This is a genomic window from Nonomuraea sp. 10N515B (assembly GCF_052245915.1).
Taxonomy (GTDB): domain Bacteria; phylum Actinomycetota; class Actinomycetes; order Streptosporangiales; family Streptosporangiaceae; genus Nonomuraea.
In genome coordinates, this window is sequence record NZ_JBQQBQ010000034.1 from 88,732 (window position 1) to 112,954 (window position 24,223).

Annotated in this window: 21 protein-coding genes and 1 tRNA gene; 11 read left to right on the forward strand and 11 right to left on the reverse strand. The window is 70.5% G+C overall.

All coding sequences use genetic code 11. From position 1 onward, the window contains the following. Positions 1 to 27: 27 nt before the first annotated feature. On the reverse strand, positions 28 to 348 hold the full coding sequence (locus ACTWQA_RS37445) for an SCO4225 family membrane protein (RefSeq protein WP_443163680.1): 321 nt from the start codon (positions 346 to 348) through the stop codon (positions 28 to 30). A gap of 69 nt (positions 349 to 417) precedes the next feature. Further along, positions 418 to 2,043, reverse strand: a complete 1,626-nt coding sequence (locus ACTWQA_RS37450) for a phospholipase A2 (RefSeq protein WP_443163681.1) — start codon at positions 2,041 to 2,043, stop codon at positions 418 to 420. Between the two features lie 240 nt (positions 2,044 to 2,283). Here ACTWQA_RS37450 and ACTWQA_RS37455 point away from each other — a divergent pair, with 240 nt between their 5' ends. Beyond that, positions 2,284 to 5,091: a BTAD domain-containing putative transcriptional regulator gene (locus ACTWQA_RS37455; RefSeq protein ID WP_443163682.1), complete on the forward strand. Its 2,808-nt coding sequence runs from the start codon at positions 2,284 to 2,286 to the stop codon at positions 5,089 to 5,091. Positions 5,092 to 5,216: 125 nt separating this feature from the next. Here the strand turns inward: ACTWQA_RS37455 and ACTWQA_RS37460 are convergent, their stop codons facing one another. Together ACTWQA_RS37460 and ACTWQA_RS37465 are read right to left on the reverse strand one after the other, a co-directional pair. After that, complete coding sequence (locus ACTWQA_RS37460) at positions 5,217 to 6,014, reverse strand: MBL fold metallo-hydrolase (RefSeq protein WP_443163683.1); 798 nt, start codon at positions 6,012 to 6,014, stop codon at positions 5,217 to 5,219. A gap of 19 nt (positions 6,015 to 6,033) precedes the next feature. Then, positions 6,034 to 7,815 carry a flavin-containing monooxygenase gene (locus tag ACTWQA_RS37465; protein ID WP_443163684.1) on the reverse strand — a complete coding sequence of 594 codons (1,782 nt, stop codon included), beginning with the start codon at positions 7,813 to 7,815 and terminating at the stop codon, positions 6,034 to 6,036. Between the two features lie 152 nt (positions 7,816 to 7,967). Here ACTWQA_RS37465 and ACTWQA_RS37470 point away from each other — a divergent pair, with 152 nt between their 5' ends. The 3 genes from ACTWQA_RS37470 to ACTWQA_RS37480 all read left to right on the forward strand — a co-directional run bounded on the left by ACTWQA_RS37470 (position 7,968) and on the right by ACTWQA_RS37480 (position 9,992). Next, on the forward strand, positions 7,968 to 9,314 hold the full coding sequence (locus ACTWQA_RS37470; protein WP_443163685.1) for a hypothetical protein: 1,347 nt from the start codon (positions 7,968 to 7,970) through the stop codon (positions 9,312 to 9,314). Positions 9,315 to 9,384: 70 nt separating this feature from the next. Then, a complete protein-coding gene (locus ACTWQA_RS37475) occupies positions 9,385 to 9,726 on the forward strand; it encodes an ArsR/SmtB family transcription factor (protein ID WP_443163686.1) in 342 nt (113 codons plus the stop codon). Then, complete coding sequence (locus ACTWQA_RS37480; protein WP_305917706.1) at positions 9,726 to 9,992, forward strand: hypothetical protein; 267 nt, start codon at positions 9,726 to 9,728, stop codon at positions 9,990 to 9,992. Before ACTWQA_RS37475 ends, ACTWQA_RS37480 begins: the two co-directional genes overlap by 1 nt. Before the next feature lie 188 nt (positions 9,993 to 10,180). On the opposite strand, the gene ACTWQA_RS37485 is transcribed toward ACTWQA_RS37480, so the two are convergent. Then, positions 10,181 to 10,468, reverse strand: a complete 288-nt coding sequence (locus ACTWQA_RS37485) for a hypothetical protein (RefSeq protein ID WP_443163687.1) — start codon at positions 10,466 to 10,468, stop codon at positions 10,181 to 10,183. 60 nt (positions 10,469 to 10,528) lie between these two features. Between ACTWQA_RS37485 and ACTWQA_RS37490 the strand changes: the two genes are divergently transcribed. Continuing rightward, positions 10,529 to 11,239 (forward strand): hypothetical protein, encoded by a 711-nt coding sequence (locus ACTWQA_RS37490; RefSeq protein ID WP_443163688.1) that lies wholly within the window; start codon positions 10,529 to 10,531, stop codon positions 11,237 to 11,239. Here the strand turns inward: ACTWQA_RS37490 and ACTWQA_RS37495 are convergent. The 3 genes from ACTWQA_RS37495 to ACTWQA_RS37505 are packed head-to-tail and all read right to left on the reverse strand — an operon-like array spanning position 11,226 to position 17,269. Then, positions 11,226 to 13,826: a LuxR C-terminal-related transcriptional regulator gene (locus ACTWQA_RS37495; protein ID WP_443163689.1), complete on the reverse strand. Its 2,601-nt coding sequence runs from the start codon at positions 13,824 to 13,826 to the stop codon at positions 11,226 to 11,228. The genes ACTWQA_RS37490 and ACTWQA_RS37495 overlap by 14 nt on opposite strands. Positions 13,827 to 13,876: 50 nt before the next feature. Then, positions 13,877 to 14,038: a hypothetical protein gene (locus ACTWQA_RS37500; protein WP_305917703.1), complete on the reverse strand. Its 162-nt coding sequence runs from the start codon at positions 14,036 to 14,038 to the stop codon at positions 13,877 to 13,879. A gap of 36 nt (positions 14,039 to 14,074) precedes the next feature. Beyond that, positions 14,075 to 17,269 carry a BTAD domain-containing putative transcriptional regulator gene (locus tag ACTWQA_RS37505; protein WP_443163690.1) on the reverse strand — a complete coding sequence of 1,065 codons (3,195 nt, stop codon included), beginning with the start codon at positions 17,267 to 17,269 and terminating at the stop codon, positions 14,075 to 14,077. A gap of 98 nt (positions 17,270 to 17,367) precedes the next feature. Between ACTWQA_RS37505 and ACTWQA_RS37510 the strand changes: the two genes are divergently transcribed. Continuing rightward, on the forward strand, positions 17,368 to 17,886 hold the full coding sequence (locus ACTWQA_RS37510; protein WP_443163691.1) for a universal stress protein: 519 nt from the start codon (positions 17,368 to 17,370) through the stop codon (positions 17,884 to 17,886). On the opposite strand, the gene pdxR is transcribed toward ACTWQA_RS37510, so the two are convergent. Further along, positions 17,842 to 19,245: a MocR-like pyridoxine biosynthesis transcription factor PdxR gene (gene pdxR, locus ACTWQA_RS37515; RefSeq protein ID WP_443163692.1), complete on the reverse strand. Its 1,404-nt coding sequence runs from the start codon at positions 19,243 to 19,245 to the stop codon at positions 17,842 to 17,844. The two genes, ACTWQA_RS37510 and pdxR, sit on opposite strands and share 45 nt — an antisense overlap. A 67-nt stretch (positions 19,246 to 19,312) precedes the next feature. Between pdxR and ACTWQA_RS37520 the strand changes: the two genes are divergently transcribed. Further along, positions 19,313 to 19,759 carry a carboxymuconolactone decarboxylase family protein gene (locus ACTWQA_RS37520; protein ID WP_443163693.1) on the forward strand — a complete coding sequence of 149 codons (447 nt, stop codon included), beginning with the start codon at positions 19,313 to 19,315 and terminating at the stop codon, positions 19,757 to 19,759. 32 nt (positions 19,760 to 19,791) lie between these two features. Continuing rightward, positions 19,792 to 21,042 carry an MFS transporter gene (locus ACTWQA_RS37525; protein WP_443163694.1) on the forward strand — a complete coding sequence of 417 codons (1,251 nt, stop codon included), beginning with the start codon at positions 19,792 to 19,794 and terminating at the stop codon, positions 21,040 to 21,042. A gap of 29 nt (positions 21,043 to 21,071) precedes the next feature. Here the strand turns inward: ACTWQA_RS37525 and ACTWQA_RS37530 are convergent, their stop codons facing one another. Next, the gene (locus tag ACTWQA_RS37530) at positions 21,072 to 22,064 is read right to left on the reverse strand and encodes a hypothetical protein (RefSeq protein WP_443163695.1); all 993 of its coding nucleotides are present in this window, start codon (positions 22,062 to 22,064) and stop codon (positions 21,072 to 21,074) included. A 399-nt stretch (positions 22,065 to 22,463) separates the two neighbouring features. Here ACTWQA_RS37530 and ACTWQA_RS37535 point away from each other — a divergent pair, with 399 nt between their 5' ends. From ACTWQA_RS37535 to ACTWQA_RS37545, 3 genes are all read left to right on the forward strand, one after another. Next, positions 22,464 to 22,583: a DLW-39 family protein gene (locus ACTWQA_RS37535; protein WP_020542320.1), complete on the forward strand. Its 120-nt coding sequence runs from the start codon at positions 22,464 to 22,466 to the stop codon at positions 22,581 to 22,583. A gap of 15 nt (positions 22,584 to 22,598) precedes the next feature. After that, a complete protein-coding gene (locus ACTWQA_RS37540; RefSeq protein ID WP_305917696.1) occupies positions 22,599 to 23,327 on the forward strand; it encodes an HAD-IA family hydrolase in 729 nt (242 codons plus the stop codon). A gap of 15 nt (positions 23,328 to 23,342) precedes the next feature. Then, positions 23,343 to 23,415 (forward strand) — tRNA-Ala (locus ACTWQA_RS37545). A 59-nt stretch (positions 23,416 to 23,474) separates the two neighbouring features. Here ACTWQA_RS37545 and ACTWQA_RS37550 read toward each other — a convergent pair. After that, the gene (locus ACTWQA_RS37550; protein WP_443163696.1) at positions 23,475 to 24,080 is read right to left on the reverse strand and encodes a site-specific integrase; all 606 of its coding nucleotides are present in this window, start codon (positions 24,078 to 24,080) and stop codon (positions 23,475 to 23,477) included. Positions 24,081 to 24,223: the final 143 nt, after the last annotated feature.

The following is a 24,223-nucleotide window of genomic DNA, read 5'->3' on the forward strand; positions in this document are numbered from 1 at the left end:
TCGCCTTATCTATCGAAATCTGAGGCGTTATCGAATGCGTGGGCCGCGGAGCAGCAGCCACAACAGCCAGGCCTGGAAGACGCCGCACCCCACCAGCGCGATGAGAAGGCCATCGCCTTCCAGAACGTTCTCCCCGATGCCGAAAAGCCGCGGAAGGATGGCCAGCAGCGAGGTGGGCAAGGTGATGACCATCAGCACCACGCTCGCCCCGATGGGAGCGCCGGACGTCACGGAGACGTACTCCGCGACTCCCGCCGTGACCACCACGACGGCGAGATAGGAACCGGCGGCCAGTGCCGCTCTCCTGCCGTTTCTGCGTCTGCGGACTCTCGTGCCGATCCAGCTCATCCGGGACCTCCGTGGAAAGGGACCGGATGGCGGTCACCCGCCATCCGGTCATGGGTCACTTTGCTGCTATCAGGTCGCGTTCGCGCCGTTCTTGGGGTTGCCGGCGAGCACGCCGAGGCGGTAAATGGCGGCCCACCGAAGGCAGCCCGGCCGCATGACGATCGAGTACTTGGGGCAGGTCTTGCTGGCGAGCGTGGTGAAGAACAGGTTGTCCACCGAGGACTTCTTGTTCCGGTCGAGGTACCACCTGTAGCCCTTGTAGGTGTTCCCGATCAGGCCGTAGCCGTAGTCGTGCATGTCGCAGGCCACGCGGAAGTCGAACTTCCAGAACACATTCCAGCGGGGCTGGTCCGGCGCGTTCGTGCAGTGGTCGTGGTTGATGCCGACGACGCGGAAGCCGGTGGGGGTGTTCTTGAAGTACGGGTTGTGCCAGCCGTAGTGCGCGACCTTGCTCGCGCAGTACTTCCGCGTGTACCACAGCCAGTTCGCGGCGGTGGAGCAGTAGCTGGGGGAGGCCAGCGCCCCGTCGACGTCGGGGTTGGTGAAGTCGGCGGGGTCCGGTCCGGTGTTGGGGTCGATTTCTCCTGTCGGCCCTGACAGCGCGTCGGTAGCGGTGGGGCGCTCGGGCTCGGTGGAGGTCACGGCGGGAGAAGCGCTGTTCGCCGGGAAGGACAGATCCCAGGCGCCCAGGTCGAGCGAGTCGATCTCGGACAGGCGGCCGGACCCGTCGTAGGCGTAGGTCTCTTCGGGAGTGCCGCTGCTGGGGTCGCTCGTGGAGCGCAGCCAGCCCGACAGGTCGTAGTCGAAGCCGGCCACGGTCTTCGGCGCCTCGGAGCCGGAGACGAGCGTGATCTCCTTGATCTGGCCGGCGTAGTCGCCGAACGAGCCGGCGGTGGCCGTGGTGGTGGCCGCGTAGTGGAGCGTCACCGTCTCTTCCGGCTTCTCGCCTGCGGCCGGCTCCTTGATGGTGCTGATCCGTCCCGCGGAGTCGTAGGTCATCGCGGTGGTGCCGAACGCGCTGGTCCCGAGACCGGCGACCCGCCAGTTGTCGCCCTGGAGCGTGCCCAGCTTGGTCCAGGTGTAGGTGAGGCTCAGCGCAGCCGCGCTGTACGGCACGCCACTGGCGTTGACGAAGGTGTCGTCGCCGGCCTCCGTACCCAGGTCCGTCGCGAGGGTCTCCACGATCGTGGTGCGCAGCTCTCCGGCCGTCGCGTCCCACTTGGTCGTCTCCGTGATCTTGGAGCCGTCGGAGGCCTCGTACTTCTGCACGCCGCCGCCCGAGGGGAAGGAGACGCTGCTGGTCAGCGCGTAGCGGTTGGATGCCCCGCCTGCCAGCTCGGTAACGACGATGGCGCCGTTCTGCATCTCCAGCTTCCGGGCAATCGTGCCGCCGAGGAAGTTGGCCTGCCAGCCGGGTCCGAAGACGCCCAGCTCGGGGCGTGAGGCGGGGGCGGTCTGCGGCTTGGCCAGGCCGCCGTCCACAACGGCCACGTCGTGACGCCGGCCGATCGCGCCCGCCGCCACGTCCACTTCGTGGAGCTCGTAGGTGTTGGATTCGGGGAAGTAGAGGCCGGGGCCGATCTGCTGGACCGGTACCGTCGGCGCTTCCTCGACGGTCTCGGCAGCGGCTGCCGGTGCGGCGAGCAGGGGAAGCAGTACCGCCGCGACCGCGGCGCCTAACGTGAACCTGCGCAAGTTTGTCTCCTCACAGGCGCTTCTCGGTGTTCCTCCGAGATCGTCGCGACCCCGCCTGGCAGGGGGATGGCAGCTCGATGGCACCGGCTGTCAGGAATTCACTTCACTGATTGACCGGCCCGGTTGACGCGCCCGGTTTGGCTGATCATTGTGTGATTGATCAGCCAAAAAAGCGGCATTATGCCAGGCGCTTCTGGCATCCGGCTGGCAACTCGATGGCGCCGGAAAGGTGAGCAGTCGATGAAGATCAAGCTGCTTGGCCCACTGGAGATCCGCGACGACCGGGACATGCTGATACCGGTCACCTCCGCCAAACAACGCATCATCCTCGCGGCGCTCGCGTTCCGCCTCGGCGAGGTCGTCCCCGTCGAGCACCTCGTGGACTGCTTATGGGACGGCGGTCCACCCTTGACGGCACGGGAAACCGTGCACAGCCATGTCATGCGCCTGCGCAAGCTCCTCGCGACTTCGCAGGTCCTCCTCACCCAGCCGGGTGGTTACTTGCTGAACGTGGACATGTGCGACGTGGACACGGCACAGGTCCAGCGTCTGCGCGCGCGAGCCGCCCAGGCTGCCGCGGGCATGAACCAGCAAGGGCAGTCCGCGTTACTCCGGGACGCGCTCGCCCTGTGGCGAGGCGAACCCATGACCGGCATCGACTCCGAGGTACTGCGGGCGCACTACGTCCGGGTATGGGAGGACACCTGGTGCCAGATGATGGAGGAATGCGTCGACGCGGAGCTCGCGCTGAACCGGCACGCCTCGCTCGTCGGCGAGCTGCGCTTTCTCGTCGCCAGCCACCCGTTGCGTGAACGGTTCCACGGCCAGCTCATGCTGGCGCTGAACGCTTCCGGCCAGCGGGCCGAGGCCCTGCGGGTCTACCAGGAAGTCCGGCGCGTGCTGATCGAGGAGCTGGGCATCGAGCCGGGCGAATACCTCCGCGAGGTTCACCGGCAGGTTCTGAACGCCTCGCCCGAGCCCGCTTCGATGTCGCCTGCCCTACTGCCTCTGGACGTCTACGGATTCGTCGGACGCGACCCCGAGCTGGAGCGGCTCGACGCGATCCTGGCCGCCGCCGACGAGCAGCCCACCGCGGTCGTTGTCACCGTGTTGTCGGGAGCGGCCGGAGTGGGGAAGACGGCCTTGGCCGTGCACTGGGCACACCAAGTCAGTAAACGTTTCCCGGGTGGCCAGCTGTACGTCAATCTCCGAGGTTTCGACCCGACCGGATCGCCGATGAGCCCTGCCGACGCGATGCGAAGCCTCCTGGAGGCGCTGGGCGTGCCACCCGAACGGGTGCCGGCCGGCCTGGCCGCCCAGACCGGCCTCTACCGGAGCATGCTCACTGGACGCCGGGTCCTGATCGTGCTCGACAACGCCCGCGACTCCGAGCAGGTTCGTCCACTCCTGCCGGGTTCGCCGGGCTGCCTGGTTCTGGTGACCAGCCGTAGCCAGCTGTCCGGGCTCGTGGCGATGGAAGGCGCCCACCCGCTGTTCCTCAAGCTGCTGCCCGTCTCGGACGCCCGCAAGCTGATGGCCAAGCGTCTGGGCGCGAACCGGGTGGTCGACGAGGCCGACGCGGCGGAGGAGATCATCAGGCGTTGCGCGAGACTTCCCCTGGCCATCGCGATCGTGGCGTCCCGGGCGGCGAGCAACCCCGACGTCTCGCTGTCCGCTCTGGTCGCCGAACTGGACGACGCCTACCTGGACGTTTTCGATGGCGGCGAACCGATGACCCAGATCCGCACCGTGTTCTCGTGGTCCTACCACGCGCTCACCACCGACACCGCCCGGCTGTTCCGGCTGCTCGGTTCCCACCCCGGCCCCGAGATCACCGCGCCGGCCGCCGCCAGCCTCGTCGGCATGTCCCTGGCCCAGGCGCGTCCCTTGCTGGCCGAGCTGACCCGCACGCACCTGCTCACCCAGCACGCTCACGGCCGCTACGCCTTCCATGACCTGCTGCGGGCCTACGCCGCCGAGCTCGCGACCGCCCACGAGGTCGAGTCCGAACGGCAGGCCGCTCTCCACCGGCTGCTCGACCACTACGTGCACACCGCACACCACTCGGCCCGGCTGCTCAACGTCCATCAGAACCCTCTGCTCCTTGCGCCGCCCCAGCCCGGGGTCGTCCTGTCGGCGCTGACCGACCACGCGCAGGCATGGGAATGGTTCAAGGCCGAACATCCGGTCCTGATGGCGGCCGTCTCCCTTGCTGCGCAGTCAGGGTTCGACACGCATTTATGGCAGCTTGCATGGCTGTTGAATGATTTTCTAGACCGGCAGGGTCGATGGCGTGAACAGGCCGGACTCCAGGAGTTAGGCCTGGAGGCTGCCCGTCGTACCGGCGACGAGATCGGACAGGCGCACGCCTACCGGAACCTCGGGTGGGCCCTCACCAAGCTGAGCCGCTATGACGACGCCCTCGGGCATTTCCAGTCCGCGCTCCGGCTCTACGGCGACCTGGGCGACCTCACCGGCGCCGCGCACACGCACGGGAACATGTCGGGAGTGCTCGAACGGCAGGGACATTACCAGGAGGCGCTCAGCCACGCCGAGCAGGCGCTTGACCTCTACCAGCGGACCAACCATCAGGCCGGGCAGGCGAGGGCGCTCAACGCGGTCGGCTGGCACTATACGTTGCTCGGCGAGCATCCCAAGGCCCTCGCCTACTGCCGGCAGGCGCTCGACCTGCAGTACCTCACGGGTGACCTCCACGGCCAAGCGGCGACATGGGACAGCCTGGGCCACATCCATCATCATCTCCAGCAGCACGAGCAAGCCATCGACTGCTACCGGCAGAGCCTGGAGCTGTTCCGGCACGCCGGCGACCTGTGCAGCGTGGCGGGAACGCTCACCCGGCTGGGTGACAGCCACCAGAAGCTGGGCGAGGGTGACACCGCCCGGCTCATCTGGGGCGACGCGTTGCAGATCTTCGAGGAGCTCGACCACCCCGACGCCCAGCGGGTCAGGGCGAGGCTCGTGGGACTGTCGGACTGGGGTGCCGTCGTTCACGAGCACGTCACTAGATCAGCTGGTTTGCCCTTGTGACCCAGCTGAGCGGAACGATCGCCATACCGGTTGCCGGCGTGCCCACCCGGGAGTTCTGGAAGGAGGCGAAGCGCCAGCCCTCGGGCGTGCGCACGGCGGTCAGCGTGAATGCGCGTTCGGGCAGGTCAGGCGTCGAGCTGCAGGAAGGCGCGGTCGATGGCCTGCCTGACCACGTCCTCGGGATAGGGGAAGTGCTTGATCAGGTCGCGCAGCCCCTCCACGTGCGCCCGCTTGGCCAGCTCCGCCACGAGCGCCAGCTCACTCTGCTGGGCTTGCGCATACGCCCGGTCCACCACCGCGCCGTGCCCCGGCACGATCACCGGCTCCGGCATCTCGTCCAGCATCGCGGCGACGGTGGCCGGCCAGTCCAGCGGGTACGAGTCGCTGAACGCCGGCGGCGCGCCCTCCTCGACCAGGTCCCCCGCGAACACGACCCCGGCGTCGGGAACGTGCAGCACGACGTCGTTGCTGCTGTGCCCAAGCCCGAAGTGCCGCAAATGCACGATGCGCCCGCCGATGTCCAGGCTGGCCGCGGCCGTGAACGTCTGGTCAGGCGGCACGATCGTGATCTCCTCCAGCTCCTCCCGCCGGTCGGGCAGCTGCGCGATCACGTTGGCGCGTTGTTGCTCGCCGTACCGCTCGATCTCCTCGGCGCACCTGGCGTGACCCCAGATCTCGGCGGGCCGGAACAGCGCGTTGCCGAAGTAGTGGTCGAAGTGGGAGTGGCTGTTGACGACCGTCCACGGGCCCGGGGTGATCCGCCTGACGGCCTCGATCAGGTCCGCCGCCTCCCGGTGCGAGGTACGCGTGTCCAGCACCAGGCAGTGCCCGTCATCACCGACGATCAGACCCGTGTTCATGTCGAACGACCGGTGACGCCGGACATAGACCCGGTCGCCGATCTCCTGCCACTGCTCGTTCATGCCAACGAACCCTACTTTTCTAGCGGAATTCGAGTCCGTCAAACGCGTGAGAAGACCGCCACTGATCGATGTAGGCGAAGTACGCCGTCGCGCCCAGCGGGTAACCGACGTTGAGCCAGCCACGCAGCCCGAGATCCTGGCCCTCGTTGTTGTAGTAGCCGGGCGTGCAGTCCGGCCCGCCGAGCAACGAGCCCGGCCCCGACAGCAGCAGCTCGATCCACGCGTCCTCGGCCTCCTTGGTCACCTCGACCTCCGAGAAGCCGTGGTCGAGGGCGTGTTTGACGATCAGCGCGATCGTCCGGGCGGCCTCGGTGAGGTTGTGCGGGATGTTGGAGAGCAGGTTCGCGCCCTGCGTGTGCTGCACCAGGAAGGCGTTCGGGAAGCCGTGCACGTGGATGCCGTGCATGGTGCGCATGCCCTCGGCCCAGCGTTGCGACAGCCTGGCCCCGTCGCGGCCGGTCAGGTCGTACCCGGCCCGGCGGGTGTAGTCCGTGCCGACCTCGAAGCCGGAGGCGTAGATGACGCAGTCGACCTCGTACTCCCTTCCCGCGGCGACGACGCCGGTCTCGGTGATCCGCTCGACGCCCTTGCCGTCGGTGTCGACGAGATGCGTGCCGGGGAGGTTGAAAGCCTGCAGGTATTCGTCGTGGAAGCAGGGGCGTTTGCAGAGCTGGCGGTACCACGCCTTGAGGTTTCGCGCGGTCTCCGGGTCCGCAACGACAGCGTCGACGCGGGCGCGGATCTCCTCCATCTTCTCGAAGTCGGAGTCCTCGAAGGCGGCCCGCATCGTCTCAGGGGTCAGCTCGTCCAGTTGGCTGATCTTGGCTCGGACCCGGCGGGCGATGTCGGTCCAGCCATCCATCACCAGGTCCTCCTCGGCCGCCGCGCCGGTCTGCATGGCCGTGAAGTTCTCCAGCCAGCGCTGCTGCCAGCCGGGCGTGGCGATGCCGGCGAACCAGTCGGGGTTGGTCGGGCGGTTCCCGCGGACGTCCACGGACGACGGGGTGCGCTGGATCACGTACAGCTCCTTGCACGCCCGCGCCAGGTGGGGGACGCACTGCACGGCCGTCGCGCCGGTGCCGATGACGGCCACGCGCTTGTCCGCCAGCCGGTCCATGGGCGCGCCCGAGGCGTCGCCGCCGGTGTAGTCGTAGTCCCAGCGGCTGGTGTGGAACGCATGCCGTCGGAAGTCGTCGATGCCCGGGATGCCGGGCAGTTTCGGCACGTGGAGGGGGCCGATGCCCATCGCCACGAACTGGGCGGTGAACGCGTCGCCCCGGTTCGTGCGCACGAGCCAGCGGTCGCCGAGCCATTCCAGGTCCACGACCTCGGTGTGGAACAACGCGTGGTCGTACAGGCCGTAGTGCTTGCCGATGCGGCGGCAGTGCTCGAGGATCTCGGGCGCGTGCGCGTACTTCTCGGTCGGCATGTGGCCGGTCTCCTCCAGGAGCGGCATGTACACGTACGACGCCGTGTCGCACTGCGCTCCCGGGTAGCGGTTCCAGTACCAGGTGCCGCCGAAGTCGCCGGCCTTGTCGATGACGCGCACGTCGTCGACGCCGGACTCCTTCAGCCGCGCGCCGGTGACCAGGCCGGCGAACCCGCCGCCGACGAACGCGACCGTCACGTGGTCGGTCTTCGGCTCACGCTCGGTCCTCGGCGTGTAGGGGTCGTCGAGGTAGTGCGCGAGGCGGCCGGTGAGGCGCAGGTACTGGTCGTTGCCGTCCGGGCGGAGCCGCTTGTCGCGCTCCTCGCGGTATTTGCGGCGAAGGGCCTCTTTGTCGAGGACGGGGCGGGTCATGCAGCCTCCGGGAGCGGGACGTGGCGCCTGGATGACCGGGACAATTCCAGAATGTCATTCGGAAATGGCCGCAGACAACCCCTTCCGATGGCCGGAGCACCACCGGTCGGGACTATGGTGAGAAACCCGGCACACGAGGAAGCAGAACCGCCTTGGGTCACCGCGCACTGGTCATCGCTATGCTGCCCGCCATCGGGCTACGGGTGCTCGCCGTGCTCGGATTCCCGCCCGCGCTGCTGTTCTACGGCGACTCCTTCGCCTTCCTGCGCGAGGAGCTGACGCCGGGAACGACCAGGCCGTCCGGATACTCCCTGCTGCTGGCGCTGCTGCGTCCCGCGCACAGCCTGACGCTGGTGACGGTCCTGCAGCACCTTCTGGGGCTGGCGCTCGCGGTCGGCGTCTACGCGCTGCTCAGGCGGCGCGGCCTGCCCGGCTGGGGCGCCACGCTGCTGGTGACCCCGCTGCTGTACGACGAGTTCCTCGTCCTCCTCGAACACATGATCATGGCCGACGCGATCTTCATCGTGCTGGTCACCACCGCCATCACCCTCATCGTGTGGCGCGTCACGCCGGCCACGGCCGCCGTGGGCGGGTTACTGCTCGGTCTGGCCGGCATCACGCGGACGATCGGTCTGCCGCTGCTGCTGCTCACGGCGGCCTACCTGCTGATCAGGCGGTACGGCTGGCGCCCGCTGTTGGCGCTGGTCGTGGCCGGGGTGATCCCGCTGGGCGCGTACGCCACCTGGACGAAGGCGGAGAAGGGCAAGTTCGCCCTCACCGAGGCGGACGGCAACTTCCTGTGGTCCAGGACCATGAGCTTCGCCGACTGCGACGTGATCAAGCCGCCGGAGCGGCTGGCCGTGCTCTGCCCCCGAATGCCCGTCGAGCAGCGTCCCTATCCGCCGCACTGGTTGTGGGAGAGCTTCTCCCCGCTGCTCAAGGTGCCGGGGACGGCCAACCGTAACCAGCTGGCCGGAGAGTTCGCCAGGCAGGCCATCCTCGCCCAGCCCGGCGCCTATGTGGGCACGGTCGCGACGGACCTCACCGAGTTGCTGCGCTGGGAGCGTACGGCCGCGGACGAGAAGACGCCGTACAAGTTCCCTGCGGCCGAGCGGCCGATCAGCGCGTCGGTGCGGGGCGTCGCGGAGTCGTACGAGGCGGGACTGGCCGCCACGCGGGTCGTCGAGCCGTTCGCCGGATGGCTGCGTGCCTACCAGCGGTTCGGGTATGTGCCTTACCCGCTGCTGATGGTGGGTTTGGTGGCCTCGCTGGCGCTGGCCGTGACGCGACGGCGGTGGGACGCCCTGCTGCCGGCGCTGGCCGCGCTCGCGCTCGTCGCGGCGCCGCCGTTCCTGGCGGCCTACGACGTGCGGTACGTGATTCCGGCGATCCCGCTGGTCTGCCTGGCGCTCGGATTGACCGTGGGCGCCAGGGCACCGGGGGACGCCGCGGTCCGGCCCGCGACGGAGCCGGAGGCCGTGGCCGGCCGCGCGACCTGACCATTGCCGCCGCGAACGACGACTGCTACCGTGCCATGTGTAAAGAAATTCTTACAGGTGATGGGACCCTATGACCACGGCCGGGCCGACGGGCGACGACCTGGTCGAGATGCTGGCCGCGCTGGCCAACCCGCTGCGGCTGCGCATCGTCGCCAGGCTGTCCGACGGCCGTGACTACGTCAGCCACCTGGCGCGCGAGATCGGAGTGAGCCGCCCGCTCCTCCACATGCACCTGCGCAAGCTCGAGGCCGCCGGACTGATCGTCGGCAACCTGGAGCTGTCGGATGACGGCAAGGCCATGAAGTTCTACGAAGTCACGGACTTCAGTTTGCACCTGACCGCCTCGGCGCTGGCCGAGGCGGCGAAGACGTTGACCCCGGAGAAGGGTCCCGGAGCCGAGGAGCACTCCTGATGCTGGATTCCTGGCCAGAGGCGATCTTCTACCTCGGCGTGCTGGTCCTGGTCGCCTTCCTGATCGCGCTCCTCATCGTGGGCACGTTCGAGACGCGCAAGCTCAAGCTCCAGGCCGACCAGGCCGAGGATCTGCGCCAGCTCGTGCGCCGGTTCGAGCAGCTCGCCGAGGGCACGTTAGACGCCCAGCAACGCACCGCCTCCGACCTGGCCGAGTTGCGCGCCCGCGCGGCGTCGATCGAACAGATCCTCCGCACGGTCGAGTAGTCCCCCTCCTGGGCCGTCACGGCCGCGAGGGAGCGTTCCGGCTGCGGACGGGCGGCGACTGCGACAATTCCGGGACCCATCGGACGACGAAGATCGCCAAGGCGATGAGGACCGTGAAGGCTCCGGAGAGGGCGGCCAGCATCCCTAGAACTGCCTCACCATCGGGGTCGCCGATCCCGGACGGCCGCTCATCTGCCCATTTCGGATGTGGCCCAGCCCTGCGTCATGACGACGGCCCCGAACACCATCGTGATCCCGCCGAGGACGTAGCCGGGAGGGCGCGTCCGCCGCTCGACGACGGAGAGCACGATGCCGGCCAGCAGCCCAGTCGGGACCGTCACGAGCTGGCCCATGACCAGCCCCATGACGGCCGTCAGACGTGCGTGCTCGAAGCCGTCGCCGCGTGGTGACCACCCGAGGGGAATCACGATCGCTCCGCACAGAAGCCCGATGGCCAGCCATCGAATGATCGCCATGGACATGATGATCCTGGAGTTGCCGGACGGCGCGCCAGCCCGGCGGCATAATGACGCCCGATGCCGAAATTTCCAGACCTGGTTGAATATGCGGCGGCGATCGCGCCCATCATCGACGCGGCCCATGTCAATGTGCATGCCTCGGCGCTCAAGGCGGTCACTGAGCTGGCCGAGACCTCCGGCGTGACGCCCGGGTTGCTGTCCGACCTGCGATTCGTGTTCCCCCTGCGACCGGTGACAAGAGGCCAGCTCGGCAGCATCTACCGATACGGCGGGGCAGACGTCCAGGAGCAGGTGCGCAAGGGCACGCTGGTGGAGAACGACGGCGTCCTCCGGCTGACGGCGGAAGGGCTGGAGTTCATCCATCGGCTCTATGAGCTGCACGGCGCCGCGGCCGAGCGGGTCTGGGGCGGGCACGACCTGCCCGGGCTGGCCGGGCTGGTGGGCAGGGTGCTCGACCAGGCGGGGCGGCTGCCCGGCGCCGGCTCCGGCGCGCTGGCGGCGGTGGCGCCGCCGTACGAGCCGGAGTGGGCGGCGCCAGGGGTGCTGCTGTTCAACCGGCTCGCCGTGCTCCGCTACCACCGCGCGGACGCGCACGCCGCCGCCTGGCAGGCAGCGGGCCTGTCCGCAGCCGAGATCGTCGGGCTGAGGAACGGGCCGCTGCGTGCCGGGATCGAGGCGGACACCAACCTGCGGGCCGGCGCGGCGTACGAGGTGCTGTCCGCGGAGGAGCGGGACACCCTGTACGACGGCCTGCTCAAGCTGGTCTGAGCGCCGTGAGCAGGCGCCCGACCTGGGTGCGGTCGTTGACGCCGAGCTTGTCGTAGGCGGCCTGCAGGTGGTTGGCCGCCGTCCGGGTGGACAGCGTCAGCCGGTCGGCGATCTGCCGGTTCGTCAGTCCGGCGGCGGCGAGCTGGATGATCTCCCGCTGCCGCGGCGTCAGCTCTGGCGTGGCCAGCTGCACCAGCGCGGGCGTGGTGATGCCCGGGCAACGTTCGGCCAGCGCCCAGGCCCTGGTCTGCGCGCCCCTGGACTGCGAGCCGCGGCCGGCGTCCCGGTACGCAGCCGCTTGCTGCGCCGTGGCCTCGGCCGCGTACAACACCAGGCCCAGCCGCTCGAACTCGGCCGCCACCACCCCCAGCTCGCCCGGGTCCCCGACAGCCCGCGCGTGCCTGGCGAGGAGGCCGGCCAGTGGTCCGTCCACGCGTTGCGCCAGTGCCGACAGCCGGTCCGCGGCCGGTCCAGGCGCGCCGAGCCGCACCAGATCGTGCAGCGCGAGCATCAACGGGCCGGCCTGCTCGTGCCGCTCCGCCAGATCGGCGGCCACGATGGACAGGCGCACCGCCTCCTCCAGATCGCCCTCCGCCGCCGTCACCCAGACCGCGGCCTGCAGCACGGGCAGCCGGGTGAACGGCCAGCGTGCCGCCATCTCCTCCGCCTCCGTGAGCGTGGCGCGAGCCTGCTCCGTCCGCCCGAGCAACGCCAGCGCGTGGGCCAGCTCGCCCAGGCATCTGCCCAGATAGGGCGTGCGCGTCGGCAGCCGGGCGGCGTCGTCCCTGCACCACCTGGCCGCCCCTGCCGCATCCCCGCTCAGCCTGCTGACAAGCGCACGGTAGGCACCGAACCCGGTCACCGACAGCTCGCCGGCGTGCAGCCCCATGCCCTCCTCGGCCGTACGCGCGGCCGCCTCCAGCCGCCCGCTGTACACCTGCGCGGCGCACCGCGCGTCCAGGAGCGTCGGCAGCGCGTGCGGCGCTTCGTCCGCCCAGCCGGCCATGCCCGCCCGCAGCCTCTCGGCCACCGCCAGGCTGTGCTCGTAGCGCCCCGAGTACGCGTCCACCCACGCCCCCAGGCAGGCCGCGTGTGCAGCGCCGCGCACGGTCCCCGGCGTGCACCCGAGTGCCCGCGCCAGCCACCCGGCGGCCCCGGTCAGGCGGCCGGCGAGGAAATCGGCCACACCGCGGTAGGTGCAGATCTCCTGCCGCCAGGCCGGCTCGCTCAGCGTCTCCGCGGCCCGGTCCAGCACCCGGCACGCCTCGGCGTCCGCGCCCGCCCACGCCAAGTTGATCCCCAGGCTGGCGGCGTGCTGGGCGCGATCGCCCTCGGTGACCGCGTCCCGAGCCGCCTGCCGCAGCGACTCCACCGCCGCGTCCGTGTCGCCGAGCACCATGAGGACCTCGCCGAGCAGCGCCAGCGCCGCCACGCCCGCCCCGGCGTCCATCGCCGCTCTGGCCAGCCGCGCCGCCAGCCGGGGGTCCTGGCGGGCCCAGGCCAGCCGCGCGGCCGCCATCAGCATCTCCGGCTCGGCGGCCGAGCCGCTGTCCAGCCGCCACACGGCCGCCCGCAGCTGGTCCTCGCGCCGTCGCAGCCCCGTGGCCTCCAGCGCTTCGGCCAGCATGCGCCGCCGGCGCCGGGCCCGTAAGGTGCCGCAGCCGACGCGTACGACCTCGCCGTAGAGGGGGTGAGCGAGCCGCAGGAGCTCGCGCCGCCCCTCGCCCTCGGTCACGACCAGGCCCCGATCCTCGACCCGCTCGACCGCCCCGGCCGAGGTCAGCTCCGCCAGCAGCCCGGCGCCCAGCGGCTCGCCGAACGCGACCAGCTCGAGCACCTCGCGTTCGTCCTCGTCGAGGTGGCCGATGCGCTCGCTCACCAGCTCGCGCAGCCGCGTGGTGACCGACAGCTCGCCCCGCCAGCGCCACTGTCCGTCCCGCTCGGCCAGGCATCCGGAAGTGCGGCCCGCGTGCACGACCTCGCGCAGGTAGAGCACATTGCCCCCGCTGACCCTGGCCAGATGCCGTACGGTCGCCGCGGTCACCTCGCCGCCGAGCGCGCCCGCCAGCACCTGCCCGACCTCCTCCCTGGTCAGCGGCGGCAGCTCGATCCTGGTGATCAGCTCGTCCTTCCACAACGCGGCGACGGGGGCCGGCTGCGGTTCGCCGCTGCGCACCGTGACCAGCAATTTCGCCTCACCGTTCTCGGCGAGGTAGCGCACCAGCGCCGCCGAGGCCTGGTCGAGCCGGTGTGCGTCGTCCACGCTGACCACCAGCTCGCCCATGCGAGCTCCGGCGTGCAGGCGGCGGGCGGCCCAGCGCAGCAGGTTCTCCCCGCCCTCCGGCGGCCCCGTCAGCACGTGCGCGAACGCGCCGAACGGGATCATCGACGCGGTCACGGTGCCCAGCGCGCGCACGACTGTGTAGTTCGCCTGCCCGGCCAGTGCCTGCGCCGCCAGCCTGCTCTTGCCGACCCCTGCCTCACCGGCGATCATCACGCCGACTCCCGACCGCAGCGCCTCCCTTACGGTCGCGAGTGGCCCCCCTCGCCCGACGAACGGCCATCCGCTCCCCAGCTGCTCGCTCATCGCGCCTCCTCTCCGCCGCCCATGGTGCGGGAGCGACATTCGCGGGAGGTTCAGGCCGGATCGCCGTCGAGTCCGGCGGCTTCGCGCAGGAGGTCCAGCAGCGCTTCGGGCCCGTTGAACGGCACCGGCTCGCACCCGACCTCTTCGAGCAGCCCAAGGAGCCGGCCGCCTGATTGTTCGGGCTCGACCAGCCGGACGATGACCGTTCTCACATGGAGCACCATCTCTCCGGCCGGTTCAGGTCTGGTTCAGGTGGGGTACGGGGCGGGCTCGACCTCCAGCTCGCGCATCCGTTCCGCGTAGAGGTGGTAACGCCTGCGGGCGTCTCCGCGGCGGCCCGCCAGATCGAGCACCCGTACCAGGCCCAGGTGGGCACGCTCGTCGTAGCGGTCGCGCTCGAGCAGCCGCAGCCAGTAACGCGCGGCCTCGTCGTAGCGGCGCTCGCCGGTCCTGGCGGTGGCGAGCCTGGCCGCGGCCTGCACGTATCCGAGCCTGGCCTGCTCGCGCAGCCCGACCGCCCAGTCCGCGTACGGGTCCTCCTCGCAGAACTCGCCGCCGTACGCGCTCTCGGCGGCCGCCCAGCGCGCCAGCGCCTCGGCGGTGTGGCCGGCCTGGTCGAGTCTGGTGGCCACGGCCACCAGGTCCAGAAATTTGTCGACATCGAGGTCAACGTGCGACAGATCCAGGCGTAGCGCGCCTTCTTCGGACACCACGATGTCGTCGGGAGGGCGTTCCCGCTCGGGGTCGAGCACGGCCCGCAAGGTCGACACCATGACGTTCAACCGCCGCAGCCCGACCGCCTCGTCCTCCTGCTCCGGCCAGAGGATCTCCACCAGGCGTTCCCTGCTGATCCCGCTCCCCCGGCGGCCGGCCAGGATCTTCAGCAGGTCGCGGGCCTTACGGGACTGCCAGGCGGTGCGCGCGACGGGCACGCCGCTCAGCAGGACGCGGAACGTTCCCATGGTCTCGACGACGACCCTGGCCCCGGGCTCGGGCACGGCGCGGGCGATGAGCGCGTCGATCCGGTCGTCCAGTGCCCGGCAGCCGATGGCGTGCATGCGCTCGCGTACCGTCATGGCGGTGTCCCGGCCGGTCGCCGGGTCGGCCAGCGTCGCCCGGACCAGCTCGGCCCGGGCCTGCCCGATCGGGTCGCCGAGCATCGTCCACTTGCGCACCGCCTCGTCGGCGAGCTTGGGATCGCCGGCGAAGACGGCGCGCAGCTCCGCGATGGCGGCCTGGGCGGCGTGGTCCCTGCGCCGGACCGCGACGGGCTCGATCTCCTCCAGCAGCTCCCTCGCGCGGGCGGGCCGCCCTGCGGCCAGTGCCACGCGGGCCGCCGCGACCAGCGCGCCGACTCCCGCGATGCCCTCGGCATGCTCCAGCGCCTGGTCGGCGATGCGGACGGCCTCGTCGGGGTCGTCCGCGGCGAGCAGCTCGGCCAGCTCGTTGAGCGCGTTGGACCGCACCTGCACGTCGCCGGGCGGGGCCTCGGCGATGATCCGCCGGTAGGTCGTGGCCGCCGCCGTGCGGTCGCCACGGAGCGCGTGGACCTTGGCCACGTGGAGCAGCCCGTAGGTGATCAGCTTGGAGCCCACGGCCTCCCACCCTGCCACCGCGGTGGCGGCTTCGGTGGCGGCCTCCTCCAGGCGGCCGAGCCCGATCAGCGCCTCGGCCCGGTTGCAGGCGTTGAGCGTGGCGAACGGGGCGAACGACAAAAGGTCCACCAGCCGGCCGGCGAGATCCGTCTCGGCCAGCGCCTCGGCGTAGGCGCCCTCGTCCAGATAGCGGGAGGCACGGTTGGCATGGATGCGGATGAGCTGGACGACGTCGCCTGCGCGCTCGGCATACTCCAGGGCCCGCACGTAGTGGGCGTCGTTGGCGCGACGGTCGCCGTCGAGGGAGGCGAGCATGGCCAGCACCGTGTGCGCCATCGCCAGGGCGGCCGGGTCACCCAGCGCACTGGCCTGCTCCATCGCCTTGTCGGCGAGGTCGGCGCAGCCTGCCCGATCGCCTTTCATCCACAGCACGGAGGCGGCGGAGGCGGCGCACATGGCGGCGTCGGCGGGCGGGAAGCCGTGCTCGTGGCCCCTGGAGTACATGGCGATCGCCGCGTCGTAAGCGCCGCGCCGGTGGTCGATGAAGGCGAGCCGCCTGGCCACGAACGCGTCGAACGCCGGGCCTTCGGCGGCCTGGGCGAGCAGGTCGCGGGCCTCGTTCCAGCGGCCGCGATTCTGCTCGGCGATGCCCGCCAGCTTGAGCATCTGGGGAGAGCGGCGGGCAGGCTCGGGTAACAGGTCGAGCGCGGCCGGCACGTCGCCGCGTTCGGCCAGGCGCAGGCCGTAGGCGTCGAGGAGCGAGGCGGCCAGGCCGGGGTGCGCGGTGGCGACGGCGGCACGCAGGGCGAGCTCGGGCTGGTCGTGCTCGACGTACCAGCGGGCGGCGACCGTGGCCACGTCGTGGGCCTCGTGCCGGTCCAGCGGGGCATGCCGGGACAGGACGTGCGCGCTGGTCTGGGTCAGGCGGTGGCCGTCCTGGTCGGCCTCCAGGAACAGGCCACGGCTGGTCAGCGAGTCGAGCGTGCCGGGCGGCGCGCCGAGCGCCGCGGCGAGATCGCCGGTGAGCACGGGCAGAACGGTTGCGGCACGCAGCAGCTCGCGCATGGCGGCGGGCAGGTCATTGAACGCGTCGAGCGTCAGACGTTCGAGGGTGGCGGAGGTTCCTGCCAGGGCGGCGGCGGTGCGCGGCCACGTGGCGGGATCTTCCCTGGCCAGCGTGTCGAGCGCGGCCCGCACGGCGGCCGGCCAGCCGCCGCAGGCGTCGTGCAGCGTGGCCGCCACGGCGGCGCCCGGCTCCCCCAGCCGTTCACGGGCCCAGGCGGCGGTCTCCTCCGCGGTGAGCGCCAGATCGGTCGCGTCGAGATCGAGCACCTCGTGGTCCTGGCGCAGCCGCGCGGTCGGGAACGGCAGCGGCGCCCGCGACGCGGTCACCAGGTGCAGGTGCCGGGGCGCGGCCCGGACCAGCGTCTCCACGTAACGTACGGCCCCCGGCGCGCCCGCGATCGCCTCGACCCCGTCGAAGACCAGGGCCAGCGCCTGCCGCAGCCGCCTCGACAGTGCCTCGGCGAGCGCGCCCGCCAGCGCCGCGGCCCTGGACAGCTCGTCGGCGTTGGGGTCGAGCGGCGCCTGCGCCGTCGTGATGAGGTCGGCGGGCAACCCGGGCACCGCCTCCGAGAGTGCCGTGGCCACGGCTCCGGCCAGCGTGGGCACGTCGCGGTCGGCAGGGCCGAGCCGGTGGAGCACCGCCCCGACGGCCTGGCTCCACCCGGCCAGCGCAATGGATTTCCCGTAGCCCGTCGTGGCCACGAGCGTAGTGAGCCTGTGCGTCAGCGCCCCGTCCAACCGCCGGTCGAGGGCGGGACGGGGTTGCACCCACCCTCGGTCCACCCCCGCATCGTACGAGGGGCTCCACGGTTCGCAAAGTGCCACCTCGCGGTAACCGGCTGGAAGGGGCACTATGGTCGTACTTCTTTTCAGGAGGCACCGTGGAGCAGGATCTGCCCGGCGGTGCGAGGCTGATCGTGGGGGTGGACGAGTCCCCGGCCTCGCGTTGGGCGCTGGCCTGGGCCATCGGGGCGGCCAGGCTGCACCGGATGGCCCTGATCGCCGTGCACGTCAGCCGCGCGCCCGTGCATCCCTTCCCCGAGGCCCTGCCCGTGCAGCATGCCGTCAGGCTGGGTGAGGAGGCACGCTGCGCCGAAGTGGTCGGTGCGGCGTTCGACGACGTGGCGGGCGGGGTGCCCGACGATCTCAGGACGGCCGTGGTCGCCCGGGTCGGCGATCCCGGCTACCACCTCGTGGACCTGGCGCGGGAGGGCGATCTGCTGGTGCTCGGCCGGGGGCGGCGCGGGCTGCTCAGCCGGATCTTCCTGCCGTCCACCAGCATGTACTGCGCCCGGCACGCGCGGACCACGGTCGTGATCGTGCAGCAGCCGTCGGCGCCCGACGACCCGGACATGTCAGGAGAACGGAACCGGCGCTTCTGGAGCCGCCGGCATCCGTAGGGACCGCTTCAGCAGGCGCAGCCCTTCGGGGATGCGGTCCCTGCCGATCGCGCCGTAGCCCAGGACCAGGCCTGCCTGCGCCGGGGGCTCGCCGCAGTACGACTCCAGCCGCTCCAACGCCAGGCCGGGCGCGGGGCGTACGGACACGCCCGGCGCGAGGCGGGCGCACAGGTGCAGGCCCGCGGTGGACGGGACCGGGCGCAGGCGGTCGTCCTTCTCGAGCATTTCCGCGATCATGGCGTGTCTGGCGGCATACTCGCGCGTGGCCTTCCTGATGTGCCTGGCCAGCAGCCCCTCGTCGATGAAGCGGGCCAGGGCCGCCTGGGTCGGCAGCTCCCCGTGCCAGTCGGACAGCTGCCTCGCCGTCCGCAGGGCCGGGGCGAGCGAGGCGGGCGCGACGAGGAAGCCGAGCCTGAGCATGGGGAGCAGGGTCTTGGAGAACGAGCCCACGTAGATCACGCGGCCGGCCCGGTCGAGGCTCTGGAGGGGTTCGAGTGGCCGCTCGCCGAAGCGGAACTCGCTGTCGTAGTCGTCCTCGATCACCACCGCCCGGCGGCGCTCGGCCCAGGCCAGGAGGGCGGCGCGGCGGGCCATCGACATGGGCGTGCCCAGGGGGAACTGGTGGGACGGGGTGACGTACACGATGCGGGCGACGTTCGGGATGGCCTGGACGTCGATGCCCTCGGCGTCGACCGGGACGCCGGCCACGCGGGCGCCGAGTGAGCGGAACAGCAGGCGGGCGGGCGGGTAGCCGGGCTCTTCGACGGCCACGCAGGCGCCTGGCTCGATGAGGACGCGGCCGATGAGGTCCAGCGCCTGCTGTGCGCCGTTCGTGATCAGCACGTCGCCGGCGGCGGCGTGTACTGAGCGACTGATGCCGATATGTCGCGAAATAGCGTCTCTTAGCGGCTCGTATCCGGACGGGTCGCCGTAAGTGGCGGCGCCGACCCGCAACTCGCGGGTCACCAGCCTCCGCCAGGTCTCCATGGGGAACAGGCGGGGGTCGGGCGCCCCGACGCGGAAATCGTACGGGGCGTCCGGCGTGTGTGCGGGCGGGCCGAGCTCCCGCCAGATCGCCCGCGGCCGGACGACGCCCTTGGGCGCGGCCCTTCCGCGGACCGGCTCGGCCGACACGAACGTGCCCGCGCCCGCCCTGCCCACTAGGAACCCGTCGGCGACGAGGCGGTCGTAGGCGAGCGCGACCGTGTTCCTGGAGATCTCCAGCCGGCGGGCCAGCTCCCGCGTCGGTGGCAGGCGTTCGCCTGAGCGCAGCCGGCCGTCGAGTATGGCGTCGAGCAATTGGCGGTAGACCTGTGCGGCCAGGTCACCGCGGCCTTGGAGGGTGACGTGGAGGTCCATCTTGGCCCAATCAGTTTGCTGAGGATTGGAGCTTATCTCGGGACAAGTTGCGCTTGAAGATGGGTGCATGACAGAGCGCATGGATCTCGGATCACTGGCCGGTGAGGCGTACAAGGCGATGGCCGGGCTGGACAGGTTCGTCGCCGCGAGCACCCTGGCCAAGCCTCTCCTGGAGCTGGTACGCCTGCGCGCCAGCCAGATCAACGGCTGCGTTTACTGCGTGGACATGCACAGCTCGGACGCCAAGCGGGCAGGGGAGAGCGACGCCCGCCTGCACGCGGTGGCGGTGTGGCGCGAGGCGCCCTTCTTCACCAGCCAGGAACGGGCCGCGCTCGCCTTCACCGAGGCGGCCACCAGGCTGTCCACCGCCGATGTCACGGACGAGGTCTGGGAGCAGGCCGCCGCGCACTTCACCCAGCAAGAGCTGGCCGCGCTCGTGGTGGCCGTGGCCACCATCAACGCCTGGAACCGGATGGGCGTCGCCGCGCGGATGACGCCGGAGTCGTACAAGTGATCGCCCCCTCGGCAAGGCGTGTGGGAGCGACCGTGAGCGGACGGGCCCTGAGCGGACGGGCCCTGAGCGGACGGGCCCTGAGCGGACGGGCCCTGAACGAACGGCGCATCCTGGCTCAGGCCCAGTTCGCGAACTCCGTCGGCGACGGCGCCTACCTCGTCACCTCCGCGTTCTACTTCGCCAGGATCGTCGGCCTGCCGCCTGCCGAGATCGGCCTCGGTCTCACGCTGGGCTGGGCCGTCGGCTCAATCGCCGGCGTCCCGCTCGGCCACCTCGCCGACCGGCGCGGCGCGCGCGGCATCGCCGTGCTGCTGGCGGTCGCGACGGCCGCCGCGGTGGTCTCGTTCATGTTCGTCCGGTCGTTCGCGCCGTTCGTGCTCGTGGCCTGCCTGTACGGGACGGCGCAGACGGGCCTGTCCGCCGCCCGCCAGGCCCTGCTCGCCGGGGTGGTGGAGCCTGGCGAACGTACCGTGGTGCGGGCGGCCCTGCAGGCCACGCTGAACGGTGGCCTGGCCGTCGGGGCCGGTCTCGGCGGGCTCGCGTTGTGGCTCGGCACTCCGTCCGCGTACCTGACGTTGTTCGCGCTCGACGCCGTGAGCTTCCTCGTGGCCGCGGCACTGCTGCTCAGGCTTCCTGCCGTGCGGCCAGTGCCGCTCGCCACCTCCGCCGGGCCGAAGCTGGCCGTGCTCAGGGACCGTCCCTATGCCGTGATCACGCTGATCAACGCGGTGATGCTCTTCTACATGCCGTTGCTGAGCGTGGTCGTGCCGCTCTGGATCGCCGAGCGCACCTCCGCGCCGTCCTGGGTGGTCGCGGCGCTGCTCCTCATCAACACCGGCAGCGTGCTGCTCTTCCAGGTGCGGCTGGCGCGCCGGGTCAAGGGCCTGCGGGACGCGTCCTCGTCGGTCCGGCAGGCCGGGCTGGTGATGCTCGCGGCCTGCGTGGTGTTCGCGCTCAGCACGTACGGGTGGGTGTTCCTGCTGGTGGCGGCGGCGCTGCTGGTCGTGGGCGAGATGCTGCTCGCCGCCGGGGCGTGGGAGATCAGCTTCGGGCTCGCCCCGGATGACCGGCAGGGCCAGTACCAAGGCTTCTTCGGCACCGGCGTCGCCGTGGCCAGGATGTGCGGGCCGGTGGCGCTCACCGCGCTGGTGCTCGGCGGCGGGACGCTCGGGTGGCTGCTGCTCGGCACGGTATTCATGGCGGCGGGCGCCGCGATGGCGCCGGCCGCCAGATGGGCATACCTGACACGGATGGCGCCGGCCGCCGGCCAGGCGCTCACCTGAACCGGGCGAGGCATTCAGTGCGGGTGCGTTCAGTGCGTGTGGTCGTGGTCGGCCGACGGGACGTGGCCGTCGGCCAGGGTTGCCGGGACCGTGAAACTCGCCGTACGGACCTTGTCGTCGTGCTGGAAGTCCAGGAACAGCCGGTAATCGCCGGCGCTCGGCACCTCGGCGTAGAAGACGATCTCCGGTCCGGCTTTCTTGCCGTCTTCGGGATGCACGTGCAGGTAGGCGAGGTCGCCGGCGCGGAGTGCGACCATGTGGCCGTACGCACCGAGGTAGGGCTGCAGATCCGTGACCGGCTCGCCGCCCTTGTTGACCGTGAGGGTGAGCTTGCCGGCCTGGCCGGGGACCAGGTTGCCGGCGAGGTTCACCGTGTAGTCGTCGACCGTCGCCGTACGGCTGACGTGCGGGAGCGGCTCGGGCTGGAAGTCACCCGCGGCCTGCAGGTCCACGCCGAGCGTCAGCTTCTCCCCGCCCTTGGCAACGAAGTCGGCGAATGCCCGGTACGCGCCCGCCTTGGGGAGCGTCAGCTTGACTGACCACGTGCCGTCGGGGGCCATCTCCGGGTGCACGTGCTGGAAGCTCGTCAGGTCGCGCGAGGCGACGATGAAGTGCATCTTCTTGTCGTGCTCGACCTGGTAGTCAGTGACCGGCTTGTAGTCGGGCCCGATCACCGTGAACCTGAAGTCCATGGGCTGGCCGGTGACGGCCGTGGTGAGCGGATTAAGGGTGTAACCGTTCTGCGACACCTGCAGTCCCATAGGGGTGTTGCCCTTGGCCTGCTGCGTGGAGCCGCCGTGATGGCCGCCATGCCCGACACTGCTCTCGTCGCCGTCCCTGTTGCCGTTCCCGTCGCCGCCGCCTTCCGCCAGTTCCTTCGCCAGCGCGACGGCCGGGTGGTCCGCGACGTGCGCCGGGACCTCTGCGGGCGTGGGACCGACCGCGCGGCCCGCGGCCAAGGCGCCGCCGAACACAACGGCCAGCCCCAGGACACAGGCGCCGAGCCTGGTGGCGACGCTCATCACGATCTCCTAAGGGAGCGATCCCGGCTCATATTCGAGGTACGGATGAACCCGCACCTCCGGCGCCTTGTTCGCTCAGAGCTTTCTTCACCGCCACCGAAAACCCCGAGCAGCACGCTCACCCGCCACAAGTCATAATCTCGCCTTTGTCCGATATATACCCATATGTCCGCTCTAAACCTGGGGCGCGAAACACATCGTCACTTTGAGTAATTTCCGTTAGGACGTCGCGTGGGATGGGGCAGGTATGGTGGGTGGGGCTTGAACACTTGCTCTTCGCACATTCCGCACATCTGGTCGTGCGCAACACAGGGACCGCAGCCATCCCTTGCTAGGCTGCTTTTCAACCGTTGGGTCTCACCCCGGCAGGTGAGGCCGTCGAAGAAGTGGGGTCACACCGTGAAGAAGCTGCTTGTTCTGGCGCTGATCGCCCTTGGGGGGCTGCTGATCTGGCGCAAGGTGCAGGCCGACCGCGCAGAGCTCGATCTCTGGACCGAGGCGACCGGCAGCGAGAACTAACCGACCGGCGAGGCGATGAGTGACATCGTCCCCATCAAGCTGGTGTGCCTGGACCTTGCGGGCACCACGGTCGGTGACATTGCCATGGTCGAGCGCGCCTTCGCCGAGGCGATCGCCACCCAGGGCATAGTGCCCGGGACCGGTGCGTACGCACGTGCCATGGTTCACGTGCACCGGTCCCGGGGGTGTCCCAAGATCGATGTCTTCCGCGGGATCTTCCCCGGCAACGAGGCCCAGGCGCAAGCGGCCAACCTGACGTTCGAGCGTTCCTACGAGGGCGCACTGGAGCGGGCAGGTCTCGTCCCCATGCCCGGAGTCATAGAAGTCCTCGACAAGCTGCGCGGCACCGGTATCAAGCTCGCCTTGATCACCGGCTTCAGCCGCACCACACTGGGCCGCATCCTGGGCGTGCTCGGCTGGCACGACAAGATCGACCTGGCCATCTCCCCCGAAGACGCCGGCGGCCGCGGCCGCCCCTGGCCCGACATGGTGCTGCACGCCGTTCTCCGCCTGGGGGTAGAGGACGTGCGCAACGTGGCGGTCGTAGGCGACTCGGAGAGCGACATGCTGTCCGGCCGTCGAGCCGGCGCCTCGATCGTGGCCGGCCTGATGACCGGCGTGCACAGCCGGGAACGCCTCCTCAAGGGCGGCGCGACCCACATCCTGGATTCGATCATCGACTTCCCAGGTTTGGTGCTGAGCGACGACCTCGGCACGACGCAGGTAGCATCGTCCTCCCGGTAAGCTATCTTCGTCGAAGGGGCCTTAGCTCAGTTGGCAGAGCGCCTGCTTTGCAAGCAGGAAGTCAGGAGTTCGAATCTCCTAGGCTCCACCTCGTGAAACGCCCCGTCACTGATCATGTGACGGGGCGTTCGTGCCATTAACGTGCCATTAGCCCTTGGCGATCTTCTGTTGTTCGGCCGCCACGCGGGCGCTCAGAGCGTCGGCGATCCGCTGGTCCGCGTCGCGCGTGGCGTGCTGGTAGATCAGTGCCGCTCGGTCGCTGTCATGCCCCATCCGGGCCTTGAGGTCTGCCAGGCTCGCGCCGGACTGAGCCGCGAGCGTGTTGCCGGTGTGCCGGAGATCGTGGAAGTGCAGGCCCTGTAGTCCCATCTCCTTGAGCGCGTCCGTCCATTTGGCCTCGCGCCGGAAGTTGCCGCCCCGCAGGAATGCCCCGCGCTTGCCGAGGAAGACGAAGGCATCATCGGCCTGGTCGACGTAGGTGGCGAGATGTTCAGCCAGAGCGGGGATGATGGCCGAGGGGATACTGATCGCGCGCTTGCCAGCTCGGGACTTGGGCGGGCTCAGACGCATCTCTCCGCCATCGAGCTCGACGAGCTGTTCGCGAACCTGCACCGTCCGCGCGTCGAGGTCGATGCTGCTACGGCGCAGCGCGATCACCTCTCCCCAGCGCAGGCTTGCGAAGGTCGCCAGCAGCACCAGAGATTTGCATCGTCGGTCGGCCATCCGGTCCGCCAGCTCGAAGACTTGGGCCACGGTGAGGACAGGCCGCTCAGAGGGCGTTACGCGAGGCGAAGTCCATGATGTCGCAGTGTGATCGGATGGATTTGTAGCGTTACCGCCCGTCGGCGGGCTGCCCTGTGCTGGGATAGCCGGGTGAGCGAGCGCAAGCCGTACCC